18 protein-coding genes are annotated in these 26,795 nt (G+C 65.7%); 7 read left to right on the forward strand and 11 right to left on the reverse strand.

What is annotated here, in order from left to right; genetic code table 11:
- The first annotated feature begins 25 nt into the window (after positions 1 to 25).
- From ACZ4S3_RS35675 to ACZ4S3_RS35685, 3 genes are all read left to right on the forward strand, one after another.
- Entirely contained in the window at positions 26 to 1,042 is a 1,017-nt protein-coding gene (locus ACZ4S3_RS35675) for an NADP-dependent oxidoreductase (protein ID WP_467942174.1), read from the forward strand.
- 287 nt (positions 1,043 to 1,329) lie between these two features.
- On the forward strand, positions 1,330 to 2,169 hold the full coding sequence (locus tag ACZ4S3_RS35680) for an SAM-dependent methyltransferase (protein WP_467942177.1): 840 nt from the start codon (positions 1,330 to 1,332) through the stop codon (positions 2,167 to 2,169).
- A 116-nt stretch (positions 2,170 to 2,285) separates the two neighbouring features.
- Complete coding sequence (locus ACZ4S3_RS35685; protein ID WP_467942181.1) at positions 2,286 to 3,506, forward strand: cytochrome P450; 1,221 nt, start codon at positions 2,286 to 2,288, stop codon at positions 3,504 to 3,506.
- A gap of 96 nt (positions 3,507 to 3,602) precedes the next feature.
- Here ACZ4S3_RS35685 and ACZ4S3_RS35690 read toward each other — a convergent pair whose 3' ends face one another.
- Together ACZ4S3_RS35690 and ACZ4S3_RS35695 are read right to left on the reverse strand one after the other, a co-directional pair.
- Positions 3,603 to 3,812, reverse strand: coding sequence for a hypothetical protein (locus ACZ4S3_RS35690; protein WP_467942185.1), 210 nt, complete (start codon positions 3,810 to 3,812; stop codon positions 3,603 to 3,605).
- A gap of 195 nt (positions 3,813 to 4,007) precedes the next feature.
- Complete coding sequence (locus ACZ4S3_RS35695; RefSeq protein WP_467942188.1) at positions 4,008 to 4,199, reverse strand: hypothetical protein; 192 nt, start codon at positions 4,197 to 4,199, stop codon at positions 4,008 to 4,010.
- A gap of 696 nt (positions 4,200 to 4,895) precedes the next feature.
- On the opposite strand from ACZ4S3_RS35695, the gene ACZ4S3_RS35700 reads away from it, so the two are divergent.
- Both ACZ4S3_RS35700 and ACZ4S3_RS35705 read left to right on the forward strand, forming a co-directional pair.
- Positions 4,896 to 6,233, forward strand: a complete 1,338-nt coding sequence (locus ACZ4S3_RS35700; protein WP_467942191.1) for a helix-turn-helix domain-containing protein — start codon at positions 4,896 to 4,898, stop codon at positions 6,231 to 6,233.
- A 122-nt stretch (positions 6,234 to 6,355) separates the two neighbouring features.
- Positions 6,356 to 6,901: a PadR family transcriptional regulator gene (locus ACZ4S3_RS35705; protein ID WP_467942193.1), complete on the forward strand. Its 546-nt coding sequence runs from the start codon at positions 6,356 to 6,358 to the stop codon at positions 6,899 to 6,901.
- Positions 6,902 to 6,983: 82 nt separating this feature from the next.
- On the opposite strand, the gene carB is transcribed toward ACZ4S3_RS35705, so the two are convergent.
- The 6 genes from carB to ACZ4S3_RS35735 all read right to left on the reverse strand — a co-directional run bounded on the left by carB (position 6,984) and on the right by ACZ4S3_RS35735 (position 16,803).
- Entirely contained in the window at positions 6,984 to 10,271 is a 3,288-nt protein-coding gene (gene carB / locus ACZ4S3_RS35710; RefSeq protein WP_467942197.1) for a carbamoyl-phosphate synthase large subunit, read from the reverse strand.
- Positions 10,264 to 11,388: a glutamine-hydrolyzing carbamoyl-phosphate synthase small subunit gene (carA, locus tag ACZ4S3_RS35715; RefSeq protein ID WP_467942202.1), complete on the reverse strand. Its 1,125-nt coding sequence runs from the start codon at positions 11,386 to 11,388 to the stop codon at positions 10,264 to 10,266. Before carA ends, carB begins: the two co-directional genes overlap by 8 nt.
- Before the next feature lie 188 nt (positions 11,389 to 11,576).
- The gene (locus tag ACZ4S3_RS35720; RefSeq protein ID WP_467942205.1) at positions 11,577 to 13,331 is read right to left on the reverse strand and encodes a carbamoyltransferase family protein; all 1,755 of its coding nucleotides are present in this window, start codon (positions 13,329 to 13,331) and stop codon (positions 11,577 to 11,579) included.
- Between the two features lie 46 nt (positions 13,332 to 13,377).
- Positions 13,378 to 14,757 carry an aspartate kinase gene (locus tag ACZ4S3_RS35725; RefSeq protein WP_467942209.1) on the reverse strand — a complete coding sequence of 460 codons (1,380 nt, stop codon included), beginning with the start codon at positions 14,755 to 14,757 and terminating at the stop codon, positions 13,378 to 13,380.
- A 62-nt stretch (positions 14,758 to 14,819) separates the two neighbouring features.
- Complete coding sequence (locus ACZ4S3_RS35730; protein ID WP_467942213.1) at positions 14,820 to 15,932, reverse strand: 3-dehydroquinate synthase II family protein; 1,113 nt, start codon at positions 15,930 to 15,932, stop codon at positions 14,820 to 14,822.
- Positions 15,933 to 15,966: 34 nt separating this feature from the next.
- Positions 15,967 to 16,803 (reverse strand): 2-amino-3,7-dideoxy-D-threo-hept-6-ulosonate synthase, encoded by an 837-nt coding sequence (locus ACZ4S3_RS35735; protein ID WP_467942217.1) that lies wholly within the window; start codon positions 16,801 to 16,803, stop codon positions 15,967 to 15,969.
- A gap of 353 nt (positions 16,804 to 17,156) precedes the next feature.
- Between ACZ4S3_RS35735 and ACZ4S3_RS35740 the strand changes: the two genes are divergently transcribed.
- Both ACZ4S3_RS35740 and ACZ4S3_RS35745 read left to right on the forward strand, forming a co-directional pair.
- Positions 17,157 to 18,218 carry an LLM class flavin-dependent oxidoreductase gene (locus ACZ4S3_RS35740; protein WP_467942221.1) on the forward strand — a complete coding sequence of 354 codons (1,062 nt, stop codon included), beginning with the start codon at positions 17,157 to 17,159 and terminating at the stop codon, positions 18,216 to 18,218.
- A 330-nt stretch (positions 18,219 to 18,548) separates the two neighbouring features.
- On the forward strand, positions 18,549 to 20,027 hold the full coding sequence (locus ACZ4S3_RS35745) for an MFS transporter (protein WP_467942224.1): 1,479 nt from the start codon (positions 18,549 to 18,551) through the stop codon (positions 20,025 to 20,027).
- Between the two features lie 667 nt (positions 20,028 to 20,694).
- On the opposite strand, the gene ACZ4S3_RS35750 is transcribed toward ACZ4S3_RS35745, so the two are convergent.
- From ACZ4S3_RS35750 to ACZ4S3_RS35760, 3 genes are all read right to left on the reverse strand, one after another.
- A complete protein-coding gene (locus ACZ4S3_RS35750; protein WP_467942227.1) occupies positions 20,695 to 21,594 on the reverse strand; it encodes an aldo/keto reductase in 900 nt (299 codons plus the stop codon).
- A gap of 150 nt (positions 21,595 to 21,744) precedes the next feature.
- Positions 21,745 to 25,281, reverse strand: a complete 3,537-nt coding sequence (gene car / locus ACZ4S3_RS35755; RefSeq protein ID WP_467942230.1) for a carboxylic acid reductase — start codon at positions 25,279 to 25,281, stop codon at positions 21,745 to 21,747.
- A gap of 75 nt (positions 25,282 to 25,356) precedes the next feature.
- A complete protein-coding gene (locus ACZ4S3_RS35760) occupies positions 25,357 to 26,715 on the reverse strand; it encodes an MFS transporter (protein ID WP_467942234.1) in 1,359 nt (452 codons plus the stop codon).
- Between the last annotated feature and the right edge of the window lie 80 nt (positions 26,716 to 26,795).

The raw sequence follows: 26,795 nt of genomic DNA on the forward strand, positions 1-26,795 counted from the left end.
TCCCACCGCAGTCGAGGAGAACGTGATGACCGTTCCGTCCACGGGCACCGAAGTCCGGCTCGCGGCCCGCCCCGAGGGGTGGCCGACCGCCGGGAACTTCTCGGTCGTGCGGGCGGAACTGCCCGCCGTCAGGACCGGCCAGGTGCTGATCCGCAACCTGGTGATGAGCGTCGACCCGTACATGCGCGGGCGGATGAACAACACCAGGTCCTACGTTCCGCCGTTCGCCCTCGGCAAGGCGCTCGACGGGGGCGCGGTCGGCGAGGTCGTCGTCTCGAAGTCACCGCGCCTCGCCGTCGGTGACCTGGTCCTGCACGGCCTCGGCTGGCGGGAGTACGCCGTCGTGGGCGCCGCCGGCGTGGTCAAGGTCGACCCGGCGCTCGCGCCGCCCGGCGCGTATCTCGGAGTGCTCGGCATGCCGGGGCACGCCGCCTACACGGGGTTGCTCAAGGCAGCCGAATTCCAGCCGGGCGACGTCGTGTTCGTCTCCGGGGCCGCGGGCGCGGTGGGCTCCCTCGTCGGCCAGATCGCCCGGATCTGCGGCGCGCAACGCGTGATCGGGTCGGCGGGGAGCGCCGAGAAGGCCGCCTATCTGACCGAAGAGCTGGGCTTCGACGCGGCATTCGACTACAAGGCCGGGCCGGTCCTCGAACAGCTGGCGAAGGCCGCGCCGTCGGGCATCGACGTCTACTTCGACAACGTGGGCGGCGACCACCTGGACGCCGCCCTGGTCCTGGCCAGGCTGGGCGCGCGGTTCGCCCTCTGCGGCAGCATCTCGCAGGCCAACGCGAAGGACGACCCGGTCGGCCCACGGAACCTGACGCAGGCCATCGCCAAGGGCATCACCCTGCGAGGCTTCCTCGTCGGGGGCCACGCCGACCTCGACGACGAGTTCACCGCCCGCATGGGCGGCTGGCTGGCAGACGGGAGCGTCTCCTACCGGGAGACCGTCGTCAGAGGACTGGAGAACGCGCCCGCCGCGTTCATCGACATGATGCGCGGCGCCAACACCGGCAAAATGCTCGTGAGAATCACCGAATGAAAACGCCACGCCCAGCGGAAGGAAACGGTGAACTCCAAGGATTTTCCGGTTTCCATGGAATTTCCTGAGGACTTGTTCCCCATGTGCTTCCCGGTCGGTATGGTGATCTCCAAGCGCAGGCGCCGCACAGATGGCGCGCTTCACGCCTTGCGTATTGATTCCCCCACCTGCCCCATTTTCCTGGGCATTCAGCCTGTGGCGAGTCGGCGTTTCCGGCCGAGCCCATGCACCCACCGTGCAAGCGCCGCCCCTTTTCGAATTCACCAGAAAGAGAACGGAGGACTTTCATGTCCAGCACGTCCACGTCCACGTCCACGTCCACGCCCGTCCCCGTCCCCGAAGAGGTCGGGCGCCTTTACGACCGACTCACCGCACTGGACACCGAAGCGGCAGGCGGCAGCCTCCACCTCGGCTACTGGGACGTCGACGACCACGACACCCCGCTCGTGGAAGCGGCCGACCGGCTCACCGACGAGATGACCGACCGCCTGCGGATCGACCAGGGCCAGCGGGTCCTCGACGTCGGCTGCGGAGTCGGCCAGCCGGCCATGCGGATCGCCCGGCGCACCGGCGCCCACGTCACGGGCATCGCGATCAGCAAGGACCAGATCGCCCGCGCCACCGCCCTCGCCGAGGGCGCCGGCCTGAGCGACCGCGTGGAGTTCCGGCGCGCCGACGCCATGGAACTGCCTTTCCCCGACGATTCCTTCGACGCCGCCATCGCCATCGAGTCGATCTTCCACATGCCCGACCGCGGACGGGTCCTCGGTGAGATACGCCGCGTCCTGCGCCCCGGCGGCCGCCTGGTCCTCACCGACTTCTTCGAGCGCGGCCCCATCCCCGCCGAGAAGCAGCCGGCCGTGGACCGGCTCCTTCGCGACTTCATCATGACGCTGGCCCGGCCCGAGGACTACGTGCCCATGCTGCGCGACGCGAGCCTCCGCTTCGTCGAGCTCCTCGACATCACCGAGCAGAGCGTGCGCCAGACCTTCGAGCAGATGAGCCAGGGCTCCCAGGAGATGCAGACCGTCTTCGACGACGAAACGGAGGAGAAGTTCAGCCCCGCCTCCATGATCGACGTCGACGCATTCGGCTCCGTGCTGCTGACCGCCCAGAAGCCCCTCTGACCGGGGACGTTCGAACGACGTGGTGGCGCCGGAGGAGCGCCGGCCGGCCGCCGGGCGACGGCGCGGCGCACTTCCGGCGCCACCGCGCACCCACCACCGACGAGGAGTGACATCCAGTGACCGAACCGACCGAACCGACCGACGGCGGCACCCCGCCCGCCTTCCCCTTCCCTCGCACCTGCCCCTACCGGCTGCCCGCCGCGTACAACGGCCTCCGCGAGAGCAGGCCCGTGTCGAAGGTGATCCTGCCGGCCGGTAAGCCGGCGTGGATCCTGACCCGCCACGACGACGTCCGCACGGCGCTGCTCGACCCGCGCCTGAGCTCCGACCGGGCCGATCCGAACTTCCCGATGCTGGTCGAGATCGCCCGGAGCGACAAGGACTCCACACTGTCCCTGGCGGGCATGGACGCGCCCGAACACACCCGGGCGCGGCGCGCCGTGGTCGGCGAGTTCACCTTCCGCCGGATGGAAGCCCTGCGCCCGCGCGTCCAGGAGATCGTCGACGAGTGCGTCGACGCGATGCTCGCCGGCCCCAACCCGGCCGACCTGGTGAAGGCGATGTCCTTCCCGGTGCCGTCCTTGGTCATCTGCGAGCTGCTCGGCGTGTCCGTCGCCGACCGCGACTTCTTCGAGGACCGCACCTCGCGCATGCTCAGCATGACGCTCCCGCCGCTGACCCGGCAGCAGGCGTTCTTCGACCTGCAGACCTACTTGGACGAGCTCGTGACGACCAAGGAGAAGGTCCCGGGGGACGACCTGCTCAGCCGCCAGATCGCCAAGGGCCGCAAGGACAGCGTGTACGACCACGACGCGCTCGTCGACCTGGCGTTCCTGCTGCTGACCGCCGGGCACGACACGACCGGAAACATGATCTCGCTGGGCATGCTCGCCCTGATGGAGAAGCCCGAGCTGCGGGCGCGCATCACCGGCGACCCCGGCAGCATGCCGCAGGTCGTCGAGGAACTGCTGCGCTACTTCACCATCACCGACATCATCACCACGCGCGTGGCCAAGGAAGACGTCGAGATCGGCGGTCAGACCATCCGCGCCGGCGAAGGCGTCTTCGCGCTGGGCGGCTCGGCCAACCACGACCCGGACGTCTTCGAGAACCCCGGGAAGTTGGATGTCGACCGCGGCGCACGCCAGCACCTCGCCTTCGGACACGGACCGCACCAGTGCCTCGGACAGAGCCTCGCTCGCATGGAACTGGAAATCGTCTACGACACCCTGCTCCGCCGCGTACCCGGACTCCGGCCGGCCGGCCCCGTCGAAAATCTGCCGCTGAAGAACGACGCGGCCATCTTCGGCCTGCACGAGCTCCCGGTCACGTGGTAAGAGGCCCCTGGGGTGCAAGAGACATCGTGGTCATCGCTCCGACCGTAGCGCGGCTATGCCGTTGATGTACGAGGGAAAGGCCAACAGGCCACCGAGCTATTCGACTTCGTCATGGAACGGCGTCTCCTCCCTGGCCTGCCGCATCCGGTCGACCGCGGCCAGGGCCAACTCGTGATCACCGCATCGGGCCGCCGCGCGGGCTTCGATCGCGGCGATACGGATACGCGCCTCGCCGGCCGGAGCGAGCTGGGCCGCGTGTTCCGTCAGCTTCAGCTTTCGCAGGGTGGTGCCTTCCGGGGGGCCCAACGACCGTACGGGACACCGGATGCGCACTGCCGCCGGGAACCGGCCACGTCGACGTGGTTCCCCGTCTCAGCCCGCGACCGCAGAGCGTCGCCGAGGCGGTGCCGTCCACGCTGTGCGGCTCGCCGTACTCCCGCTGCGGGCTTCCGGAAGACACCTGCGGACTGTGACTTCCGCACAGCGCCGTCTCCTCATACTTCACGTTCGTACGAGTTCCTGTTCACGGCAGCTGATTTCCAGACACTGCCTTATCTCGCCGGGCCAGAACCGCAGTTCTTGCCCTACGCGGAAACTTGGAATGGCCTGCTTCTCGTGATTGTCGTAAACCCCTGAGACGGGCTTCTGCAGAAATTCGGCCAGGGCCATCACGGTCCACATCGGTTGGTCCATCGGTGTCCACTTCCATTGGTCTGGAGCGCGACATGTTAGGGATGGATCGCGGCCGTACCAAACGACTCCGTGCGATGGCGCGCCCAGAAGACTGGGACTTGCTGGAACAGGTCGCTGAAATCCCACCCGAATCGCGTTGAGTGAACACCGCGGAGATTCCCGTCGCGCTGTGCATCCTTGGGTGCCCGGCTCGACGGGGCCCGGCGAGTCGTCAATTACGAGCCGGTCGAAGACTCCGGCCTTCTGCCACCGCTCCGACCGCCGCCGGCCCGTCTGCTCGGAACCGAACCCGGGCTTCAGCACCGGGAGTTGCCGGGGATGTCGATGTAGAGGTCGATGTAGAGGACGTACAGGATGCCGTGCAGGCACAGGCGGTCGGGCGCAGGCCGGGCCCGGGTGCCCCGGCGCTTCGGTACCGGCTTTCCCGCTCAAACGTGAACGGGAGCCGCTGACGTTTCCTTTACAGGTGGCGAGATCGCCTATCAAGATCAGATCGGCATCGGGGATTGCAGTAGTTGTGCTGAATGCCGCTAGGTATATTGCTACCCGATTCCTGACTCTGGCGGTATGTGCTGTGCTACACTTTCACCTCAACGTACCCTCGACGAGTCTCGCTTGACCTGAAGAGCGGAACGCCTAACGGAAAGAATTTTCTCGTTCAGGAGGCCGCCATGAATCGAAGAGATTCTCTGGAGCATGACGACTAATAACTTTGGGCAGAAGCTGAGGTCGCTTCGACTCCAGCGGGGTCTCTCTCAAAACGACCTGGCCGAACCGGGGTTGTCCGCAGGTTACATCAGCTTGCTGGAGAATGGAAAGAGGCCGCCGACCTCAGAGGTGATATTGAGGATCGCCGCACGGCTGGACGTCTCCCCGGAAGTTCTGTCCAGCGCCCAAGAAGCCTCGGCGCAGCCGCGCGTACCCGATAGCGCCGAATCTGATTACGCCACTCAAGTAACTCTCTTGCGAGGCGACTTGGCGTTTGCTGACGGCGATATTTCAGCGGCTTGCGACTTGTTCGCGGCGGCGTTGGGGAACGCCGTTCATTCGGCGGCGGACCAAATGGAAGCAGTGCATCGGCTGGCGCACGCTTGTGAACATCTCGGTGAGTTGGACAGGGCGGCCGAACTCTATCGACAGTGGCTCGAGCTCCATCAACAGCAGCACACTTCGGGATGGGCTCACAAATGGCTCGTCTGTGCAACGTCCCTGACGAGGTGCATGCTGGAGCTTGGCAGGCTGGACCAAGCGGTGGCATTCGGTGTTGAGTCCCTGGCGCGGGCACGGACTCTTGGAGTTCATGGCATACCTCCTGCCATTGAACTGGCGAGCAGTGTGCAGTACGCCCATCATTGCCGTGGAGACAACGGCCGGACGGATATCGATTCCGGAGCCGTTGAAGAGGCTGCCACGGGGTTCCTCTCCCGTGACGTTCAGGTGGCGGCGTATTCCGAGGCCGCCGAGGCCGCGGAGGAGAATGGCGATCAGGAGAGCGCTTACGCCCTTCTCGTCGAGGCCTTCCATACGAAGGTCATGGACACCCGTGCAGTTGCCGTCGATCGCGTCGCGGTAACCGCTATGGCGCACATTTCGTACCAGGGTGGGCGGCTTCCGGCGCAGCTGCAGTTGGATGTGCGCCCGGCCGTGCAACGCCTTCAGGAATTCGGCACCGCAGTCGACGCATCGCTCGGCACAGCGGGGTTCGCCAACATCCTGCTGAACAGCGGGGAGTCGGAGGAGGCTCACCGCACGGCCGTCGACGCGCTGGCCACCATGCCCGCGGCATACCGGCTGAGCCGGGCGCAGACGGCATTGACCGTTGGCCGGGCGCTTCGTGATCTGGGCCAGTACAAGCAGGCCCGGGACTCCTACGAGAGCGCATCCACCCAGTTGATCGATATGGGACTCGGCCGGCTGGGAGCGAACGCACTGTTCGAGCTTGCGGAAATGCTGGAACAAGCGGGTGACGCCTCCGGCGCACTGTCGGTCTACCGGACTGCGTCGAAGACGCTGAGAGTCCCCCGCGCTACCTGAACTTCAGCACCGTATTCGCAGGGGACAGATCCGCTTCGCATGACCTATCTGTTCCGCTGTACCTCGAACCGGGATATAACGGTGGCTACCCTGGCCAGGACACTCCCGGACGGAACCATCCCATGCTCGACTTGGCAATCATGGGCTTCCTCGCTGAAGCCCCGCTCCATGGCTATGAGCTGCGCACGCGCGTTGCTCAGCTCACCGGTCACGTGCGCCCGGTCAGCGACGGGTCGCTCTATCCGGCGATCAATCGGCTGGAACGTCTTGGATTCGTGACGCGTCATGTGGAACAGGGATCGAAGGGGAGCGTACGACAGCGGCATACATTGTCGCTGACGAGCCAAGGCAAAGATCAGCTGCTCGAGCAATTGCGGCACCCGGGCGAGAAGTTCATCACGGATCGCAATCGGTTCAATGTGGTACTTGCCTTCCTCGGTCTCGTGCCGGACGTAAGGGAGCAAGCCGCGGTCCTGCAACGTCGCCGGGAGTTCCTCGACCAACCCGCCAGCTACTTCACCCAGGGCGGCAAGCTGGTCCGCGCAGCGGATACCCCTGACAGATACCGGAAGGGCATGCTCAAGATTTCCAGGGAATCGCGGGGGGTCGAAATCGCGTGGCTGGCCAGCACACTTGCCGAACTCTCCAGTGAAGCGAGCGGTGTATGAGCCGCCACGGCCGAGGATTCTCCGCAGCCACCTGAGGCCCGTGCATGGCCGCCATGGAGCCACGATTTCCTGGACGTCGACGTCAGTTCGAGCGGTGCCAGTCCTGGAGGGTCCGTACTTTGGGTTCCGTTGCGCTGGCCTCTTCGATGCCTCGGACGACTGCCTCGGCGCCCTCGATGGTGGTGACGTAGGCGACGCCCCGCGAGACGGCCGCGGTGCGGAGTTCGCTGTCGTCGGCGCGCGAGGGGTGATTGCCATGGGACGTGTCGATGACCAGCTTGATGTCATTTTCCTGAATGCGCCGGGCGTGCTGCTCTTCGCTGTCACCGTCCTTCGCCACGGTGATATCCATCCCGTTGCGGCGCAGGAATGCTGCGGTGCCCTGGGTAGCCAGGATGTGAAAGCCCAGACCGGCGAGGCGCTCGGCGAGGAGGATGCCGAGGCGCTCGTCCCGGCCGGCCAGTGAGAGCACTACGGAGCCCTTCATCGGCATCGCCCCGTGAACCGCGATCTGGCTCTTCGCATAGGCGTGTCCGAAAGTGGTGTCGATGCCCATGACTTCGCCGGTCGATTTCATTTCCGGGCCGAGCAGGGGATCGATGCCGTGACCTTCGGGGGTGCGAAAACGGTGAAACGGCAGGACGGCTTCCTTGACGGCGACCAGGGCACGGGCGGGCAGGGCCGCGCCGTCTCCGGTGGCCGGGAGGACGCCTTCCTCGCGAAGGTCGGCCAGGGTGGCGCCGAGCATGATGCGTGAGGCGGCCTTGGCCAGGGGCACGGCCGTCGCTTTGGACACGAACGGCACGGTGCGGGAAGCGCGCGGGTTGGCCTCCAGGACGTACAGGACGCCGTCCTTGAGGGCGTATTGGACGTTGAGCAGGCCGTGCACACCGATGCCGCGTGCGAGGGCTTCGGTGCAGCGGCGGACCGCTTCCACTTCCTGCCTGCCGAGGGTGGGGGGAGGCAGGACGCAGGCGGAGTCGCCGGAGTGCACGCCGGCCCGTTCGATGTGCTCCATGATGCCGCCGAGGTAGACCTCGCGGCCGTCACAGAGCGCGTCGACGTCGATCTCGATGGCGTTGTCCAAGAAGCGGTCCACCAGCACCGGGTGTTCGGGGGCGATCTCAGTTGCCCGGTTGATATAGCTCTCCAAGGAGGCTTCGTCGTGGACGACTTTCATCCCGCGCCCGCCCAGCACATAGGAGGGGCGTACGAGCACCGGATAGCCGATGTTGTCGGCTATGCGCTTCGCCCCGGCGAAGCTGGTGGCGGTGCCGTACGGGGGAGCGGGCAGCCCGGCGGCGGCCAGGACCTCCGCGAACGCACCACGGTCCTCAGCGAGGTCGATCGCCGTGGGCGGGGTGCCCAGGACCGGTACTCCGGCGTCGGCAAGCCGCTGCGCCAGGCCGAGCGGAGTCTGGCCACCGAGCTGGACGATGACGCCGGCCACGGTGCCCGAGGCCTGTTCGGCGTGCACCACCTCCAGCACGTCCTCGAACGTGAGCGGTTCGAAGTACAGGCGGTCGGAGGTGTCGTAGTCGGTGGAGACCGTTTCGGGATTGCAGTTGACCATCACCGTCTCGTAACCGACCTCGTGCAGCGCCATGGCGGCATGCACGCAGGAGTAGTCGAACTCGATGCCCTGGCCGATGCGGTTGGGCCCGGAGCCGAGGATGATCACCTTGGGCCGCTGCCGCTGCGCGGCGACTTCGCTCTCGGCGGCGGGGTCGGACTCGTAGGCCGAGTAGTGGTACGGAGTCCTGGCGGGGAATTCGGCCGCGCAGGTGTCGACGGTCTTGAACACCGGTCGCACGCCCAGCCGGTGCCGCAGCGACCGTACCCGGTCCTCATCGGCCAACTCGGGGCGCAGCAGCGCGATCTGGCGATCGGAGAGGCCGATGCCCTTGGCGCGGCGCAGTAGCGCGGCATCCAGCACCGGTGCGTGGACGACCTCGGCACGCAGTTCGATCAGGGCGGCGATCTGGTCGAGGAACCATGGGTCGATGCCCGAGGCTTCGTGCACCTGCCGCACGGTGGCGCCCTGCCGCAGGGCTCGTTCGACGGTGTACAGCCGGCCGTCGTGCCCTGTCCGCAGTGCCTCCAGGGTACTTGCGAGCGCGACGCCCTCGGGGTCGGGCTTGGCCCACATCCCCGCGCCCGGGGTGTCCATCGACCGCAGTGCCTTGCCGAGCGCTTCGAGGAAGCTGCGGCCCATCGCCATGGCCTCGCCGACGCTCTTCATCGTTGTGGTCAGGCCCGCATCCGCGCCGGGGAACTTCTCGAACGCGAACCGGGGCACCTTGACGACCACGTAGTCCAGGGTCGGTTCGAAGGAGGCGGGGGTTTCGCCGGTGATGTCGTTGCGTATCTCGTCCAGGCTGTAGCCGATCGCCAGCTTCGCGGCGATCTTGGCGATGGGAAACCCGGTGGCCTTCGACGCCAGCGCCGATGACCGCGACACCCGCGGGTTCATCTCGATGACCACCATCCGCCCGGTTTCGGGTTGAATGGCGAACTGGATGTTGCAGCCGCCGGTGTCGACGCCGACCTCGCGCAGCACCGAGATGCCCATGTCGCGCATCTGCTGGTATTCGCGGTCGGTCAGCGTCATCGCGGGTGCCACCGTCACCGAGTCGCCGGTGTGCACGCCCATCGGGTCGACGTTCTCGATCGAGCAGACCACCACCACGTTGTCCCGGTGGTCGCGCATCAGCTCGAGCTCGTACTCCTTCCAGCCGAGCACGCTCTCCTCGATCAGCACCTCGTGCACCGGGGACTCACTGAGCCCCAGCGCCGCCATGCGCTCCAGCTCCCCGGTGGAGTGCGCCATGCCGGAGCCGAGGCCGCCCATGGTGAACGACGGCCGGATCACCACCGGCAGAGCGTGTTCGGCGACAAAGGCCCGCACCTCGTCCATCGACCGGCACAGCGCCGACTCCGGCACCTGGCCCCTGACGGCGCGCACGATGTCCTTGAACCGCTGCCGGTCCTCGCCCCGCCGGATGGCCTCGATGTCCGCGCCGATCAGCTCCACCCCGTATTTGGCGAGCACCCCGCGCTCGTGCAGCGCCACCGCGGTGTTCAGCGCCGTCTGACCGCCCAGAGTTGCGAGGAGCGCATCCGGGCGTTCCGCCTCGATGACCTTCTCCACAAACTCCGGAGTGATCGGCTCGATATACGTGGCATCGGCGAATTCCGGATCGGTCATAATTGTCGCCGGGTTCGAGTTCACCAGCGATACGCGGATGCCCTCGGCGCGCAGTACTCGGCACGCCTGTGTGCCGGAATAGTCGAATTCGCACGCCTGTCCGATCACGATCGGACCTGAGCCGATGACCAGGATGTGCTTGACGTCGGTCCGCCTAGGCATCCATGTCCCCCTCCATGAGCTGTACGAACAGATCGAACAGCGGCGCGGCGTCGTGCGGGCCGGCAGCGGCCTCCGGGTGGTACTGGACGGAGAACGCCGGACGCTCCAGCAGGCGCAGGCCCTCCACCACTCCGTCATTGGCGCAGTAATGCGAGACCTTCGCCCGGCCGAATGCGGTGGCGAATTCCTCGCCCGGTTCCCCTTCCACGGCGAATCCGTGGTTCTGCGCCGTGATCGACACCCGGCCCGTGGCAGCGTCGATGACGGGAATGTTGATGCCACGATGCCCATAGCGCAGTTTGTAGGTACGGCGCCCCAGAGCGCGCCCCAGAACCTGGTTTCCGAAACAGATCCCGAACAGCGGCAGCCCACGGTCGAGGACCTGCTGCGCCAATGCCACCTGTGCATCGGCGGTCGCCGGATCTCCCGGCCCATTGGACAGGAACACACCGTCCACGCCGAGTGCGAGCACCTCTTCCGGCGTCGCCGTTGTCGGCAGCACATGGACCTCCATACCGCGGGCCGCCATCATCCGCGATGTGCTGGTCTTGATCCCCAGGTCCAGCGCAGACACCGTGAAGCGCTTCCGGCCTTGGGCGGGCACCACGTAGGACGCGTCCGTGGTGACCTCTCCCGAGAGATCCGCGCCGGCCATCGCCTGCCCGGCCCGGACCCGCGCGACCATCTCCGTCGGCGGGGCCAGGGCGGCACCGGAAAACACTCCGCCGCGCATCGCGCCGAACTGCCGCACATGCCGGGTCAGTGAGCGGGTGTCGATTCCGGCGATGCCGACCACTCCCTCGCGGGCCAGTGCGTCTTCGAGAGGGCGACGTGAGCGCCAGTTCGACGGGGCCCGCGCCGGCTCCCGCACCGCGTAACCGGCCACCCAGATGCGCTGCGACTCGTTGTCCTCGTCATTCCACCCCGTATTGCCGATGTGCGGCGCGGTGGCCACCACTATCTGCCGGTGGTACGACGGGTCGGTCAGCGTCTCCTGATATCCCGTCATTCCCGTGGTGAACACGACCTCGCCCAGGCACGACCCCTCGCGTCCGAATGCCTCACCACCAAAGACCCGGCCGTCCTCCAGCACCAGTGCCGCTGCGGCTCTAGCCATTTCCATCCTCTTCACAGACGGGGTTCAAGGAATCTCCATGAGCCATGTGAGATGAGTTACGAGATGCCAGCGCAAACGGCCCTGATACGGGCCTGCGGCGGTCGCGACGTTACGCCGACAGAACAGTGTCGGAGTGGCGTTCTTCGGCCCGCTCCAGAACGCCGTTCTGTCGGCCGTAACGTCTGGGACTAGCTCGACACCTCGACCGGCCGTCGGCCCGGGTGGCTGTCGGGCAGCGAGCGGCCCGGCTTGCTCAGGAGCGTATTACCGAGGTACAGGTAATCGATCTCCGTGTTGAGGAAGGTCCTGATCGCGTCGGCCGGGGTCTCCACGATCGGCTCGCCGGCGTCGTTGTACGACGTATTCAGGACCAGGGGGACGCCGGTGATATCGGCGAAGGCGGAAATCAACGCGTGGTACGCGCTGTTGGTTTCCTTGTGCACCGTCTGCACACGGGCCGTTCCATCGACATGGCACACCGCCGGGATGACGTTCTCCTTGCCCTGCCGCACATGCGGGACGAGCAGCATGAACGGGCTCTCCCGATCGCTGTCGAACCAATCAGAGACCCGTTCGGCCAGCACCGACGGCGCAAACGGCCGGAACAACTCCCGGTGTTTCACCACGTCGTTGAGGTAATCCCGCATTTCCGGGTGCCGCGGATCCGCCACGATGCTTCGGTGTCCCAGCGCCCGGGGGCCGATCTCCGAGCCCGTCTGGAACCAGCCGACCGTGTGGTGCGAGGCGATGAGGCGGGCCACCTCGGATATCTCTGCCTGCCGCGCCTCAACGGCCCCGCCGGCCTCACGCACGGCCTCGTCGATGGCGTTCTGGCCATACGTCCGGCCCATGGACGCGGACTTCACCTGCTGCCGCTTCTCGCCGCCCGCAAGCGCGTAGTAGCCGTAATAGGCCGATCCGATGGCGACGCCGTCGTCGCCCGAAGGGCCGAAGAAATACACCTCGTCGAATCCGCTCTCATTGGCGATCCGCTCATTGGCGACCGAATTGAGCGCAACGCCACCGGTGAAGCACAGCCGCCGCCTGCCCGTGATCTTCCGTGCGTGCCGGGCGAGGTAGAGCAGGGCCTCCTCGGTTTCCTCCTGCACCTTGCGGGCGACGTCCTTCGCGAACGGATGGTCCCAGCTGTCACGCTGACTGCCGTCAAAACCTTCGCCGTCTTCCTTCAGCCAGCGGCGCCAGGCATCCTCCAGGTCCGCAGTACGCGCATTCACCTTGCCCGCGTCCAGCTGGAGCAGCTGCGGCCAGTCCGGACGGTGCTGCCCATAGGGCGCAAGGCCCATGGTCTTCCCGGCCTCCGGGTAACCGCCACACCCGAAGTCCCCGAAGGTGGGATGGCCGTACCGGGTCAGGAAGCTCAGCTTCGATGAGAAGAAGCTGTAGAACAGGCCGATCCCGACCTCGCTGTAATCCTTGGGGAACGAGTCGCCGTACACCCGCTTCATGGAGCGACCCTGCGCGTCGAATATCGTGTGCTTCTCAAATCCCGTGCCGTCCTCGGTGAGGCTGCCGACGCCGTCGACGACGAGGATCGCGGCATCGTCGTACGGCGACGCGAAGTACGCCGAGTAGGCGTGTGCGAGGTGGTGGGAGGGCGCGGGCAGGATCCGCAGCTTGCTCTTGTCCTTGATGGGGAACTCGAGCAGCATGCGCTTCAGGGCATTGTCGTGGATCGACTTGTTTCCGACTACCAGGTCCAGGTCGTCGATGCTCAAGCCCACTGCCTCGAGGCAGTAGTTGATGGACTTCATGGGAAGCACACGGGTGAGGTACTCCGACAGCTCGAGTCGGCCGCCGTAACCGTGCACCAGGAATCCAGGCGAGTGCTTCGACCGGTCGAGACGTTCCTCCTCGACGGCCACCACGATCTCGCCGTCTTTCACTATGCAAGCGGATCGATCGTGCCCGAGGTTGAGCCCCATCACGTACATTGAATTCTCCAACTGGGTTCAAGGACGACGGGTTTGTTCAGTGAACGGCGGTGAGCGCCGGCACATCCGAGCTTCGTCGGTGTTCGCCGATCGCACGCTTGCGGTGCTCACCACTGCGCTGTGCCGAGAGTTCTTGGTTCGGAACGGGGTAGATCCGCGGTACGGAGAGCCCGTCGACGAATGCGTCATGGACGCTTTGGGCCACGTCGGAAAGGTGGCTCTCGCCGATGAGCACCCTGAGCGCGTTGGGCGCGACGACGAGGTCGGTGCCGAGCGCATCGACGGAACGCAGCGCCTGCAGCATCGTCAGTACCGAGTCCGCTTCGCGGCCGAGCCCGATACCGACGACTGACAGCCGCGCGAGGTTGGACGTCCAGTGCAGTTCATCGAGAGTGCCGCGCAGGGCCGCACCGGTGAGTATGGAACGTGCCCTTTCCGAGTCCGCCGCGGACAAGGTGAACGCGACATCGCTGACGCCCTCGGTGCCCAGATTGCCGTACCGGCAGAGCTCCATCTCGATTCCATGCTCGGCAAGCGCGGCGAATGCCCGCCTCGCGGAATCCGCACTGATGCGCCGTAACACACACCGCACCAGGCCGTGTTGACTGGCGACCCCGGCGATCGGCCGACCACTCGGTGCCGCGATCCACGAGTCGTCGGTGCCGCGGACATTGCACGGCCGGGGGTTGCCCACCCAGGTACCGGGGTCCGAGACGGACCGGCACGAGCGCACCTTCAGGTCGACACCATGAGTGCGCGCGTATTCAACAGAGCTCGGCGCGAGGACTTTCGCACCGCTCGTGGCGAGCTCCGCCATTTCCTCGTACGAAAGAGCGGTATGCCGGCGGGCTCCTGCGACCTGGCGGGGATCGGCTGTATACACACCCGATACGTCCGTCACGATCTCGCAGTGATCGGCCGCGAGCGCGGCCGCCAGCGCCACGCCCGTGGTGTCCGATCCGCCCCGGCCGAGCGTCGTCCGCGCTCCGCCGACGCCGGCCTCGCCCTGGAAGCCCGCGACCACCGGTACGACGCCACTCTCCAGTGCGCTGCGCAGCCGCCCCGGTTCGATCTTCTCGATCGAGGCATCACCATGCCATTGATCCGTACGGATGCCCGCCTCGGGGCCACCGAACGAGCGGCTGGCGACGCCCTGCTGGTTCAGGGCGAGGGAAAGCAGCGCGGCCGACTTCGCCTCACCCGTGCACAGCAGGGCGTCCAGTTCGCGGAGATCGGGACGCTCCGACACGGTGGACGCCAGCGCGAGGAGCTCGTCGGTGGCGCCGCCCATGGCCGAGACGACTACGACGACGTCGTGCCCTGCCTCCCGCGTTGTCCGGACCTGCCGCGCCACTTCCACGACCTTCTCGGGGGTGGCGACCGATGTGCCACCGTATTTCTGCACAATGCGTGCCACGTTGTGCACTCTCCTTCGCCACCGGAAACGAGAACACCGAATGTGCGGCCGACGCGATGCGCTTACTGTTCGTACAGAAACTCACGGATGGCGTAGCCGACGTGCCGCTGGTCCGTGAGCGTGTGCCCGAGAATCCTGTCTCCCGGCCGGAGTTCGGTGATGTTGTGAACGCCGGCGCCCGGCCCGAGTGCACGAACGTGCCAGTCGTCCTGTGCCACCACGTCGACGAGCGTTCCGTCGGAGGTACGGGCCTCAATCTGGAGCATCGGGCGGGTTTCCATCTTGATGCGGCCCACAATGACGCGCCGTACATTTCCGTCCGTGCTGACCGCGAGAACCTCGGAGCCGCAGCGGAGCTCCGACAGGTATTGCGTGCGGTTTCCGGGCGTGAGCGTGTAGGAATGAAGTGCCGCCGCATTGACCCGGAACGGCCGTGTCGGCATGTAGGGGAGCGGATGTGTCTCGCTGCTGATGAGCATCAGCCCGGTTGAGTACGAACCGACGAGGATGCCCTCGTTCTGCCTGAGCCGAGTGCAGGTGTCCACGCAGACCCGATCACCGAGCCCGAGATGCGTCAGCTTGACGATCTCGAATTCCTCCATGGCGAGCGAGGCACTGTCCTCATGGCACACGCGCACCAGCTCGGAGACATCACCCACCCGGCGCGGCCGCAGCAGAATGCCATCGGATCCGCGTTCCAGCACACCGAGCGTCACGACGGCGTCCTCGAGGTCCTCGACAAACGTGACGATCGAGCCCGGGGCGCGGTCGGCAGCGGCCAACAGGATCTCCAGCGGAATCTTGCTGGGGTCCTGCTGGAATTCGACGAACGTGAAGTCCGCCTCGTTGGCGATCTTGCAGGCGAGGTTGAGCGTCTCCTCGCCGACCACCTTCACCAGGACACCGGTCTTCAGGTGGGGACGCAGCCCCTGGAACTTCTCGACGATGCTGTGATCGGCGACTAAGAGGTCGACCACGTCGACGAGCTGGTCGATCAGGGTGGTCGGGGTTTCCGGCGCCACGATTGCGACCTTGCGCAGCGTCGGCGGTACGTTTTTGGCGAGTTCCGGATCGTCGACGACGACGCCCTCGACTCCCAGGTGGGCGCTTTCTTCGATGACCGCATTCGCCAGTTCGCCGGTGCAGTCACGGAGATCGACGTAGGCAGACTTCATGTCTTCCCTCAACTCGTGTCCGATTGCCTATGGCTCAGGAAAATGTTGCTTCTCGCTCCATCTGACGTTCCGCCGGCAGGAAGTCCGGCGGGGGAGCGGTATCGTGCACCCGCTGCGCGATGAGGCGTGCCGTTTGCCCCGGGTCGGCGGCGGCGAAGACGTTGCGTCCGACGGCGACGCCGGCGACGCCGGAGGTCATTGCGTCCGTGATGCCGTCGAGGAGCTTCTCTGTTTCCGCGACCAAGCCACCGCCGGCGGTCACGATGGGGATCGGGCTGGCATGGACGACATCGACCATCGTGCTGACCGAACCGGTGTAGGGAAGCTTGACGATATCGGCCCCGAGATCGGCCGCGATATTTGCGGCGTGCGCCAGCAGAGCGGGGTCGGCGGGATTCGTCAGATGGGGGCCGCGCGGATAGACCATGGCCAGCAGCGGTACGCCCCAGTGCGCCGCCTGGTCGGAGACCTTGCCCATGTCGGTGAGTTGTGCGGCTTCGTTGTTGGAACCGATGTTGATGTGCACGCTGACTGCGTCCGCACCGAGTGCCACGGCTTCTTCCACGGAGCCGACGAGAATCTTCGCGTTGGCGTCCGGGGCATAGCGGGTGCTGCCGTTCAAGTGCACGATCAGGCTCAAGTCCCGGAGCAGGTCCGGGGGTAGGAACCGGACCCGCCCTTTGTGGACGATGAGTCCGTCCACTCCGTTGTTGGCCATCGCCTCGACCAGTGAAGCGAAATTCTCGGTATCCGCTACCGGACCATCAGCCAGTGAATGGTCCAGCGGAACCAGGAAGATCGCCCCAGAGCCCGGATGACGAAGGCGCTGTAAACGCCGGTGCTTTCCAGCCCAGCAGTATGCTTCGGCCATCTCTACAACACCTCACCCTTGTAAACGCCTTGGTAGGCGTCTTCGTGATGCATTTGCGGCGTCGCACAACCAAGAAGACCAGAGGCGAGCAGCCTTGTCAACACGCTTACAAACAGAGCTTGTTGAGACTTAACAGCCTGTCTCTACATGCGTCTTGACAGGTTGTCATGCCCGGCGTAGGTTGCTCCATGTTCCGCTCATGCGAGCCGGCCCATCAGAGGGTCGGTGCCACGCCGACTGGCACGAGCAGCATCGGTGGTTGCACCGGACACGGGTCAGCGGATGTGCGGCCGTACAGCAGCGTCCTTCATATGCAGCCCTCCGTTCACACGCAGCCGGAAGGTATTCGCACCATGAAATACGGCATCTCTTTCTTGCCAGACTGCCGTTGCAGTCAGCGTTCTGCGACCGAGTATCTCGACGATGCGCTCGCCCTGTCCTGCCTCGCCGAAGAGCTGGGATTCGACTATGTGAAGATGGTCGAGCATTACCTGCACGAGTACGGCGGGTACAGCCCGCACCCGCTCACCTTTCTGGCCGCGGTGGCCGCCCGGACACAGTCGGTCCGCCTGATGACCGGAGGCATCCAAGCCTCCTTCCACCATCCGGTGCAGATCGCGGCTCAAGCCGCCCAGGTCGACGCCCTCAGCCATGGACGACTCGATGTCGGGTTCGCTCGAGCCTTCCTTCCCTACGAATTCGACACCTTCGGCGTGCCCATGGAAGGAAGCCGGCAGCGGTACAAGGAAACGGTCGAGGCCGTCCTTCGGCTGTGGACCGAGAAAAATGTCTCGGAATCCAGCGAGTTCTTCCAGTACTCCGGTGTCAATTCCCTTCCGTCAGTGACGCAGACACCGCATCCGCCCACCTGGGTCGCCGGCCTGATGTCACCGGAGACCTTTTCCTGGGCAGGTGACCGCGGGCTGAACCTGCTTATGGCGTCTCCGCCGCGTGCTGAGGAATTGCCCAAGGCCCGCGAGAACGTGGAGCTCTACAAGTCGCGGTTCCGGGAGGCCTTAGGGAAGACCGCAGGATCGCCGCGGGTCGCGATGAGCATCCCGCTGATGATCGGCGAGACGGACTCGGACGCGGTGGACAGGGCACTGCCTCGACTCCGGGCGCACTGGCAGGTGTTCGGCGAAGCCGCCGAGTCTCTGCTGCATACCCATTCGTCGGATTACGCGAAGTACCCGCAGGCCGTGAAGAGCATCAAGGAGATGAGCGACGACGATCTCATCGAGACGGCGATCGTCGGTTCACCGGAGACGGTCACGGAGCGGATCGTCGAGTTCCAGCGTGCGCTGTCCGTGGACACGTTCCTGTGGCACATCGACTACGGCGGCCAGGCGTTCAGCGACATGGCCGGTAACCTCCGGCGATTTTGTGAGCAGGTGCTGCCGCGTCTCCCCAAGTGACGCAGCGGGCCTCTGCGTCAGCAGGCAAGTGATGCCGGCGGCTGGGGAGCGGCGCTCGATGGGCCTCCTCTCCGGCGGGTGGCGAACGGGAGCGGCCTGCCCCTTCGCCACCCGGGCGGCGGTGCCTGCACTTCCGCATACCCCTGCTGTCACGCCGTCAGGCTCTCGCTCCGGCAACCGTGTTGGGTGGTACATCGCTTCGAGGTATAGACTTCGAAACATCGCTTCGAGGTATACGATCCGGAAGCTTTTGATGTCACTCAGTAGTCGACGGCCCGGGGCTCGTCGAGCCCCGGGCGATGCTCGACTCGAAATGAGGACGGGAGATTCGTGACAGCAACTACGGGTGTCGAACCGACGGCACGAGTTGGCCATCCGCGTCGGCGCGGAGCTCGCCGCATCGCTTCAGGCGCAGCATTTCTGGTCATGGGAATGGTATCGGTGATGAATCTCGCGATACCGACGATCTCTACCAGCGACCTGCACCCGTCGGCGACCCAGTTATTATGGATCGTCGACGGATACACCATCGTCTTCGCCTGCCTATTGGTTCCGGCGGGCGCGCTCGCGGACCGTTATGGGCGTAAAGGTTTCCTGCTCATCGGCCTCACCGTATATGTCATCGGCTGCTTGGCTTCCGCGCTGGCCCCGACGATTGCAATGCTCCTGGCCGCGCGATGCTTCACCGGGCTGGGAGCAGCGTTTGTGTTTTCGACGACATTGTCGATCATCGTCAACATCCATACGGAGCAGGAACGCCCCAAGGCGGTCACGGGGTGGACGGTCGCTGTCCAGGCCGCCGGCATGGTGGCTGCCACAGCCGGCGGGGCTCTGGTGCAGTTCGGTGGCTGGCGCATGATGTTCCTGGTGTTCGCCGTCCTGGCGTCGTGCGCAACCATCTGTGTCGCGGCGTATGTGCCCCGAACGCAGAATGTGGACATGAAGGTGGATCTCACCGGATCGGCTCTTCTGATCGTCGGTCTGACCAGCCTTCTCTACATGATCATCGAGGGTTCCGAACTGGGCTGGACCTCATCGACCGTCATTGCCTCCGGAATCGTCGGGATCGCGGTCATCGCGTACTACACGGTGCGTAGCTGGGGCAAGAGGCATGCACTCCTCGACACGGCGCTCTTCCGCATTCCGACGCTCCGGGCCGGGACGGTCGGAGTAATGGTCGGCTTCCTGGCAATGTTTGCGCTCTTCTACGTCAATTCCCAGTATTTGCAGTTCGCCAAGGGGTACACACCGCTGGTGGCCGGCCTCGCCACGATTCCCATGCCCCTGTGGAATGCCGTGGTCTCGGCGAAAAGCCTGCGGGTCGCCGACCGTATCGGCGCGCGTGGGACCATCGCGTCGGGTCTGGCGATCCTGGTCATCGGCTTGTCTTTGCTGTCAACATTGACCGCGGCAACGCCGTACGCGGTTCTCATCGTGTACTTGCTGCTGATGGCAACGGGAATCGGGCTCTCCGCGCCGCTGCTGTCCAATGCCATCATCGGTTCCCTGCCCGCGAACCGTGTCGGGGCGGGATCGGGCCTCAACAGCCTTATGCGCGAACTCGGGGCAGCGATTGGCATTGCCACAATGGGGACGATCATCCAGGGGCACTTCTTCGCTCACATCGCGGGTGCCGAGTCGCATTCGTCCGTCTTCTCCAGATTGCTGACCAGCGGCAACACAGACATGGTTGACAAGTTCGTCAACTCGGTGGATCTGGGCTACCGGACGATCGGCATAGTTCTGCTGGTGGTGTCGGTGTTCGTCATCGCTTGGTTCCGGAACGAGAATCCAGCCGAATCCGCATAACCGCTGACCGAGAGCGCCGCGTCAGCTTGTGATGCCGGGCGGATGCTCGTGGCCACCACCCTCGCGATGGACGAGGCAGGAATGGATCTCGCCGTCCCCACCTCACCTCCGCCCGGCATCCGGCCCGAACCTTCACATCGAGGTGGGCGCGAGGCCATGCCCAACGGCGACACCGAGGACACCCCGATTTCCGTCGCCATCGAGACCTCCCGCGGCCCCCTGGCGGCGAAGCCGCGGACCGGGAACGACAGGTCTTCGCGATCAACCCGCTGTCCGCGCCACCCGCCACCGAGACCGCTACAGCGTGCCGCGAACCGGCTCGCCGACCTGTGCCGGCCGTCCACAACGGCCACATCCAACGCCGGCCGCCCCTGTGGCCCGGCATGCCCCCTGCGGCGACCTGGCCCCTGGACGCTTACCACGTCATCGTCCATCTCCCCAGGTCACCGCAGCCGAACCCGACGGCGCCGCTCGCGCCGACTCACCCCACGACATGCAGCAGGCATTTTCCCAGTGGACACGACGACGCCTTCGCCAACGGCCGGCCCTCCGGCCTGGGCAAGCGCGATGGCGGCCGCAGGTCCGACCAGCCCTCCGCATGAGTGTCGCGGTTGCGCCGGCGCGCAGCACCGGGGGCTTGTTGTTCGCTGTTCCCGGCATCGCCTCCTCATCCGAGTTCGGTGAGTTCGGCGAATTCGCCGGGTTCCAGTCGCACGGTGGCCGCGGCGAGGTTGTCTTCGAGGTGCGCGACCTTGGCCGTCCCGGGGATGGGCAGCATGACCGGGGAGGTGGCCAGTAGCCAGGCCAGCGTCACCTGGGCCGGAGTGGCCTGGTGGTTGGCGGCGATGCGGGCGAGCGGGCCGTCGGGGCCGGCGAGCGCGCCCGCGGCGACGGGGGCCCACGGCATGAACCCGATCCCGTTGACCTCGCAGTACTCGAGCACCGCGGCGGAGGAACGGTCGGTGAGGTTGTAGCGGTTCTGCACGGTGGCGATCTCGGTGATGGCGCGGGCCTGTTCGATCTGCTCGACACTTACCTGGGAAAGTCCCACCGCGGCGATCTTGCCCTCGGCTTTGAGCTTGGCGAGCTCGCCGACCTGGTCCTCGAGCGGGATCGCGGGGTCGATCCGGTGCAGCTGGAACAGGTCGATCCGCTCCAGGCGGAGCCGCCGCAGGCTCATTTCCGCTTGCTGGCGCAGGTATTCCGGGCGCCCGACTGGTGGCCAGGCCTTCGGTCCGATGGGGACCGGTCCGTCGCCGGTGTCGATGAGGTCCGGGCCATTGCGGGTCACTCCCGCTTTCGTCGCGATCAGCACATCCTCGGGGTACGGGTGGATCGCCTCGGCGATGATCTCCTCGCTGATGTGCGGGCCGTAGGAGTCCGCGGTGTCGATCAGTTGCACGCCCAGTTCGACCGCCCGTCGCACCACTCGCACGCATTCGGTGCGATCGGCGGGCGGCCCCCACACGCCGCGACCGGTCAGCCGCATGGCGCCAAAGCCGAGCCTGGCGACCGGTTTGCCGCCGATCTCGAATGTCCCCACGGCTTCGGCGGTTTCTCTCTTCACGAACGAGTACTTCCTTTCGCTGCAAGGGTTTCCGCTTCCGCGAGCAGGGCCGGCAGCGCCGGCGCGTCCGCACTCGGGCTGCCGGGTTCCGCCATCAGCACATACGTGATCGCGGCGAACACCGCCTCGTCGTTTTATGGAAGCCCGAGGTCAGATCACGCGCAGGTGTCGTAGATCCGAAAGGTACTTCTCAATCAGCGGCCGGGACAGGCGTGGAATGTCGTTCTCCGCCCCGATTCCGGCGGCTCGTACTGCTTCTTGGAACCGAATGGCGGGGACGACCGACCCGGCCAACGGTGTCGCTGGTTCGCGGTAGGTGTGCAGTAGGGGGAGGAGAGAGCGTTGTCGTTGCTTCTCCGGCAGCGCCCGCAGCGCGGCTTCGAACCGCTCGTGCCACTCCCGGTAGTCCTCGACCCGCTGGATTGATATGCCGGAGTCAGCCAGCCAGTCGACAACAGTGTCCAGCGAGATGCCGTCGTCGTGCGGGTTGACCACATTGAACGTGCGGTAGCCGGCCGCGCCGGCTCCCAGGGTGGCCACCGAGGCGGCGACGAAGTCACCCGGCAAGCCGTCGTAGTGCGCCCGCGGCTGCCGGCCCGAGTCGTCGGTGCGGTAGAACGACTGCGGAGCGATTCCAGTGGCGATCACGCTCAGCACGAGGCGGGTGAACGTGTCCGGCACGTTGAGCTGCCCGGCGTAGCGGCCGTGCGCCAGGATCATGTCCGAACGGAATACGGTTACCGGTAGCCCGCACAGGTCGTGGGCTTCCCGCAGCAGTACCTCCCCGGCCCATTTGCTGATGGCGTAGCCGCCTGCGTGGCTCTGGTCGATCGGTCGCACCGAGCTGGCCACTCTGATGTCGATGTCCTCATCCATCGTGGCTGCTCCGTGCGATGCGACGGCCACGGTGGACAGGTAGTTGATCGGCTTCAGCTGGGTTGTGAGGGCCATGCGGATGAGTTCGGCGGTACCGACGACGTTGGGGCCGAAGAGCTGCCTGTAGGGCAGGACATGGTTGACCAGTGCGGCAGGGTGCACGAGGAGGTCGACTGTGGCGGCCAGTCTTTGCCAAGTCTGCTTGGTCAGGCCCAGGTCGGCCATGCCGATGTCGCCGGCGAGCACCTGCAGCGTTCCGTTGGCGGCCAACTCGGCGAAACGCCGCTGGAGCTCGGTGTCCCCGCTGTCCAGCGCCTGTTCGAGGCGCTGTCGAGCGGCTGTGTTATCGGCGCCGCGTACCAGGCAGATCAGTTTGCCGCCGATCGGGGCCAGCCGCTCCAGCCATTCCAGGCACAGGAAGCGGCCGAGATAGCCATTGGCTCCGGTAAGCAGCACTGTCCTGGGCGTAGCGGTCGGCCGGGGGAGCGCCTTGGCTGCGGTCAGTGTGGCCTGGCCGATGAACTTGTCCAGGGTGAGATCGTCGGCCCGCGCTGCGGTGGCGTATTCGCCGTGCACGTCGGCGAAAGTGGGTCGTTCCGCGGACGGGCTGCGCAGCTGTTCGATGTGATCGGCGATCTGGCGCAGGCTGTTGGCCGGGCCGATGAGCGTGCCGACCGGGACCTCGGTGTCGAAGGTTTCCCGCAGCAGGTTGGACAATGACAACGCCGACAGTGAGTCTCCACCCAGGTCGGTGAAACGAGTCTCTGGGCTCAGCTCGCCCTCGGGCTTTCCGAGCAGCGCCTGCACGGCGCGGCCGACCGTCTCCACTACTGGGCGGCTCTTGTCATGCCGCAACCCGCGCAACTCGTTGGCCTGACCTTGCGCCAGCTCGGCGTAGCGCCGCTCGAGTTGCTCGGCATAGTGGTCTTTCAACCGTGGCCGTATGTGCTTGGTCGAGTCGGACAACAGGCCATTCTCCTGACTGAACGGCTCGGTCTCGATGAGCAGGTCACGTGGTATTTCGTAGGGGTTGAGCTTTGCCTCCTTTGCGATGCGTTGAAGCGACTCGCTGATCGTTGTTTTCAATGCCGTTTCGTCGGATGCCTGATCGATTGCCGTACGAGTCGGCACCACCACCGCGAGCAGATAAGCGCGGGAACTGTTCCCGTACAGGAATATCTGATGCACCAGCGGGCTGGCGGCAAAGACCGATTCCAGCTTCGCCAGTGCCACAAATTCACCCTGGGAAAGCTTGAGCACGTTGTTTCGCCGGTCGATGTAGACCAGCTTGTCCGGCTCGAGCTCGGCCATGATGTCGCCGGTGCGGTAGAACCCGTCCTCGTCGAATACCTCAGCGGTAAGCTCCGGGCGTTGATAGTAGCCGGAGGTGATCAGCTGGGTTTTTACCAGCAATTCTCCACGAGGGTGCGGGGAATCGGTGGCGAAATAGCCGAGCTCGGGAACATCCACGAGCTTGTAATCCAGTACAGGTGGCCGTTGCACGCGATGGTCCAGCATGAGGAACCCGGTTTCGGTGGTGCCGTATCCGTTGTGGAACGGAACCTCCAGACAGGATTCAAGGAAAGCGACCAGCTCCGGTGCAAGCGGGGCCGAACCGCACAGGATTCGGATGATGCGGCCGCCGAACAGTTCGTCCCGGAAGTGCGCAAGCACCTCGGCGTAGTCCGTTTCCCGCAACTCGGCACGCGTTGCCCGCTGGTCAAGCCGACTCCGGTAGCTCTGGAAGAGCATCTCGCAGACTCGTGGCACCACGGTGAGATCGGTCGGCCGTATGAGTGCGAGATCCTCCAGGAAAGTGGACAGATCGCTGTTGGCCACAAAGTAGGCGGTACCGCCTCGGGCGAGGGTCGTGGCCAGGATTCTCCTCGCAACGAGATGGCTTTGCGGGAGAAAGTTGGCTGTGATCACGGGGAACTGGTAATGGGTGTCCCAGTTCGGACGCCACATCAGGGAGACTGTCGACTCCGCGTACATGACGCCCTTGGGACTGCCGGTACTGCCAGAGGTGTAGATCAGTGCCGACAGAGTCTCCCCGGCACGGTCCTTTGACGGCAGGTTCGGCGCAGGGGGCAATGTGCGCCCACAGTCGATGACGTGGGAAAGGAGCTCCAGCGAAATCGGCGAACCGGCCTCGGCCAGCCGTCGGCGTGCGACCGCCACTCGTTCACGGTGCTCGTCGAGCTCGGGGTGGTAGTCGAAGACAATCAGCCGGCGGACGGCAGTGTCCCCGGCCAGCGCTTCGACCACCGTCTCCAACCGCTCCGCGCTCGTGGCGAAGACGCGTGGTGCTGCTTCCGCCACCAGGGGGCGAATATGGGCAACCGTGGAGTTGCTGTGCAGCGGTACGGCGACCGCGCCGACTTGGCTGCAGGCCAGGTCCACGGTGGTGTAGTCGGTGCCGGCAAAGCCAAGGACGGCTACGAAATCGCCGGCGCGCAGTGGGTGCTCGGGGTGGTGATACCAGTCGGCGGCGACCGCACATAACCGCAACCACAACTCGCCGTAGGTGAGGGTGTTGAAATGGGGCAACAGCCGTATCTCAGTGCGTCCGGCTACCGAGACGAACTCCTTGGCGCGCTCTCCGAGCGCGGGTCGGTCGGCGTATCCCGCAAGCGTTCTCTTGATGATCTCGGACAACCGCAGCCCGCGTTCCGCGGTTGCCTCCAAGACTTCTGGTAGCGGATTACGGTCAACGAGCTCCGGTTCAGCCGTCAACAGCTCGGCGATGAGCCGTTTACGGTTGGCTTCGAGTTGCGTGCGTGTGGTGTTGATCTGCGAAGATTTCTCCATTGCTACGCCTTTCCGGCCGTGACCGCTGTCCATTCGTACGTCCTGCCCCTCACTGGGCCTCTGGCTGTGTTCTTGTCAAGGTGAGTCACATTGCGGCGGGGAATCCGTCGATGAGGTCGCTGCGGTTTTGCCCACGGCGGAGCCCGCCTCTGAGTGCGCGGAGTCGACGTTCGGGGTCGGTGAAGGCGTCCGCGAGGGCCGCAGCACGCTCCAGTACGACAGAGCCCCCACGGCCAGCACCGCCGTTGCCACCACAAACGGCGCGTGGAAGGTCCCGCTTACGTCAGCCAACCAGCCGGTGAGTGCCACCCCACCCGCCGTGGCCGCTGTATTGGCGAAGTTCATCAGCCCAGTGGCCGCCCCCACCGCTCCGGTAGGGGCGAACAGGCCCGGCAGGCTCCAGGCGACCGGCGCCGCAATGGCGAGTCCGGCGAGAGAGAGGGACATCCAGCACACAGCGAGGGCGGGGGAACGCACCATCCCCGTGGCACCGACCGTCGCACCGAGCGTCATTCCGCAGATCAGCACGGTCCTGCGGACCAGCATGGGATCGCGGCCGCCACACACCAGTCTGTCGACCAGCCAGCCCCCGAGGAGAAGTTCCGCGACCGTGGCCACGCCCCACGGGACCATCGAATAGATGCCGGAGCTGACCAGCTGGAGGTGAAAATCGCGCTGGAAGAACTCCGGCATCCAGATGAGGACTACATTGACCGTATAGCCGTAGCAGCCAAAGCCGAGCGCGATCATCCAACTCGTACGGGAACGCAGCACTGTGCGCAGCTGCCCGGACTGTCCCCGGTCCGTGTCGCGCGCTCCGCCATGGAGGATGAACTCCCTTTCGGAGGCGCGCAGATTGGGGTGCGCGGACGGGTCCCGATAGCCCCACCACCACACGGCGGCGAACAGCAGGCTGGCCACCGCGGTGAACAGGAAGCCGGCTCGCCAGCCCCAGATGCTCATCACAAAGGCCAAGATGGGGAACGCCACCATGTTGGCGAGCTTGTGGGCTCCGTCGAACAGCGCTGTTGCCATGCCGCGTTCACTGAGCGGAAACCACGCTGCGGTCGCCTTGGAAGCACCGACCATCGACGGCCCCTCTGCCACCCCTAGCAGCAGACGGGCCACGATGACGCCACCAAGCCCACCGGCCACCGCCGTGAGCAGACTGGCGACGGCCCATAAGAGAGAAGCGATCCGGGTGAGGCGCGACACCCCGAACATGTCCACCAGCACACCGGCGGGCAGTTGCACCAAACAGTACGACCACGTGAATGCGGACAGTACAACGCCGAGCTGGCTCAGGTTGAGGCCGAATTCGTCGGCAAGGGGAGAGCTGGCCACCGATAAGGCCGTACGGTCGAGAAAATTGACGAGAATTCCTCCCGCCAGCAGTCCGCCGATTGCCCAGCGGGCGCGTCCGCGCGTTCGCACAGTTCCCCTCTCGTGTAGCGGCCGCGCAGGTGTAGGGGCGTTCCTCGTATCTCCGGGGTGGAGGTCCCACTACAGTGCGC

The sequence above is a fragment of the Streptomyces sp. NPDC028368 genome (assembly GCF_055565615.1).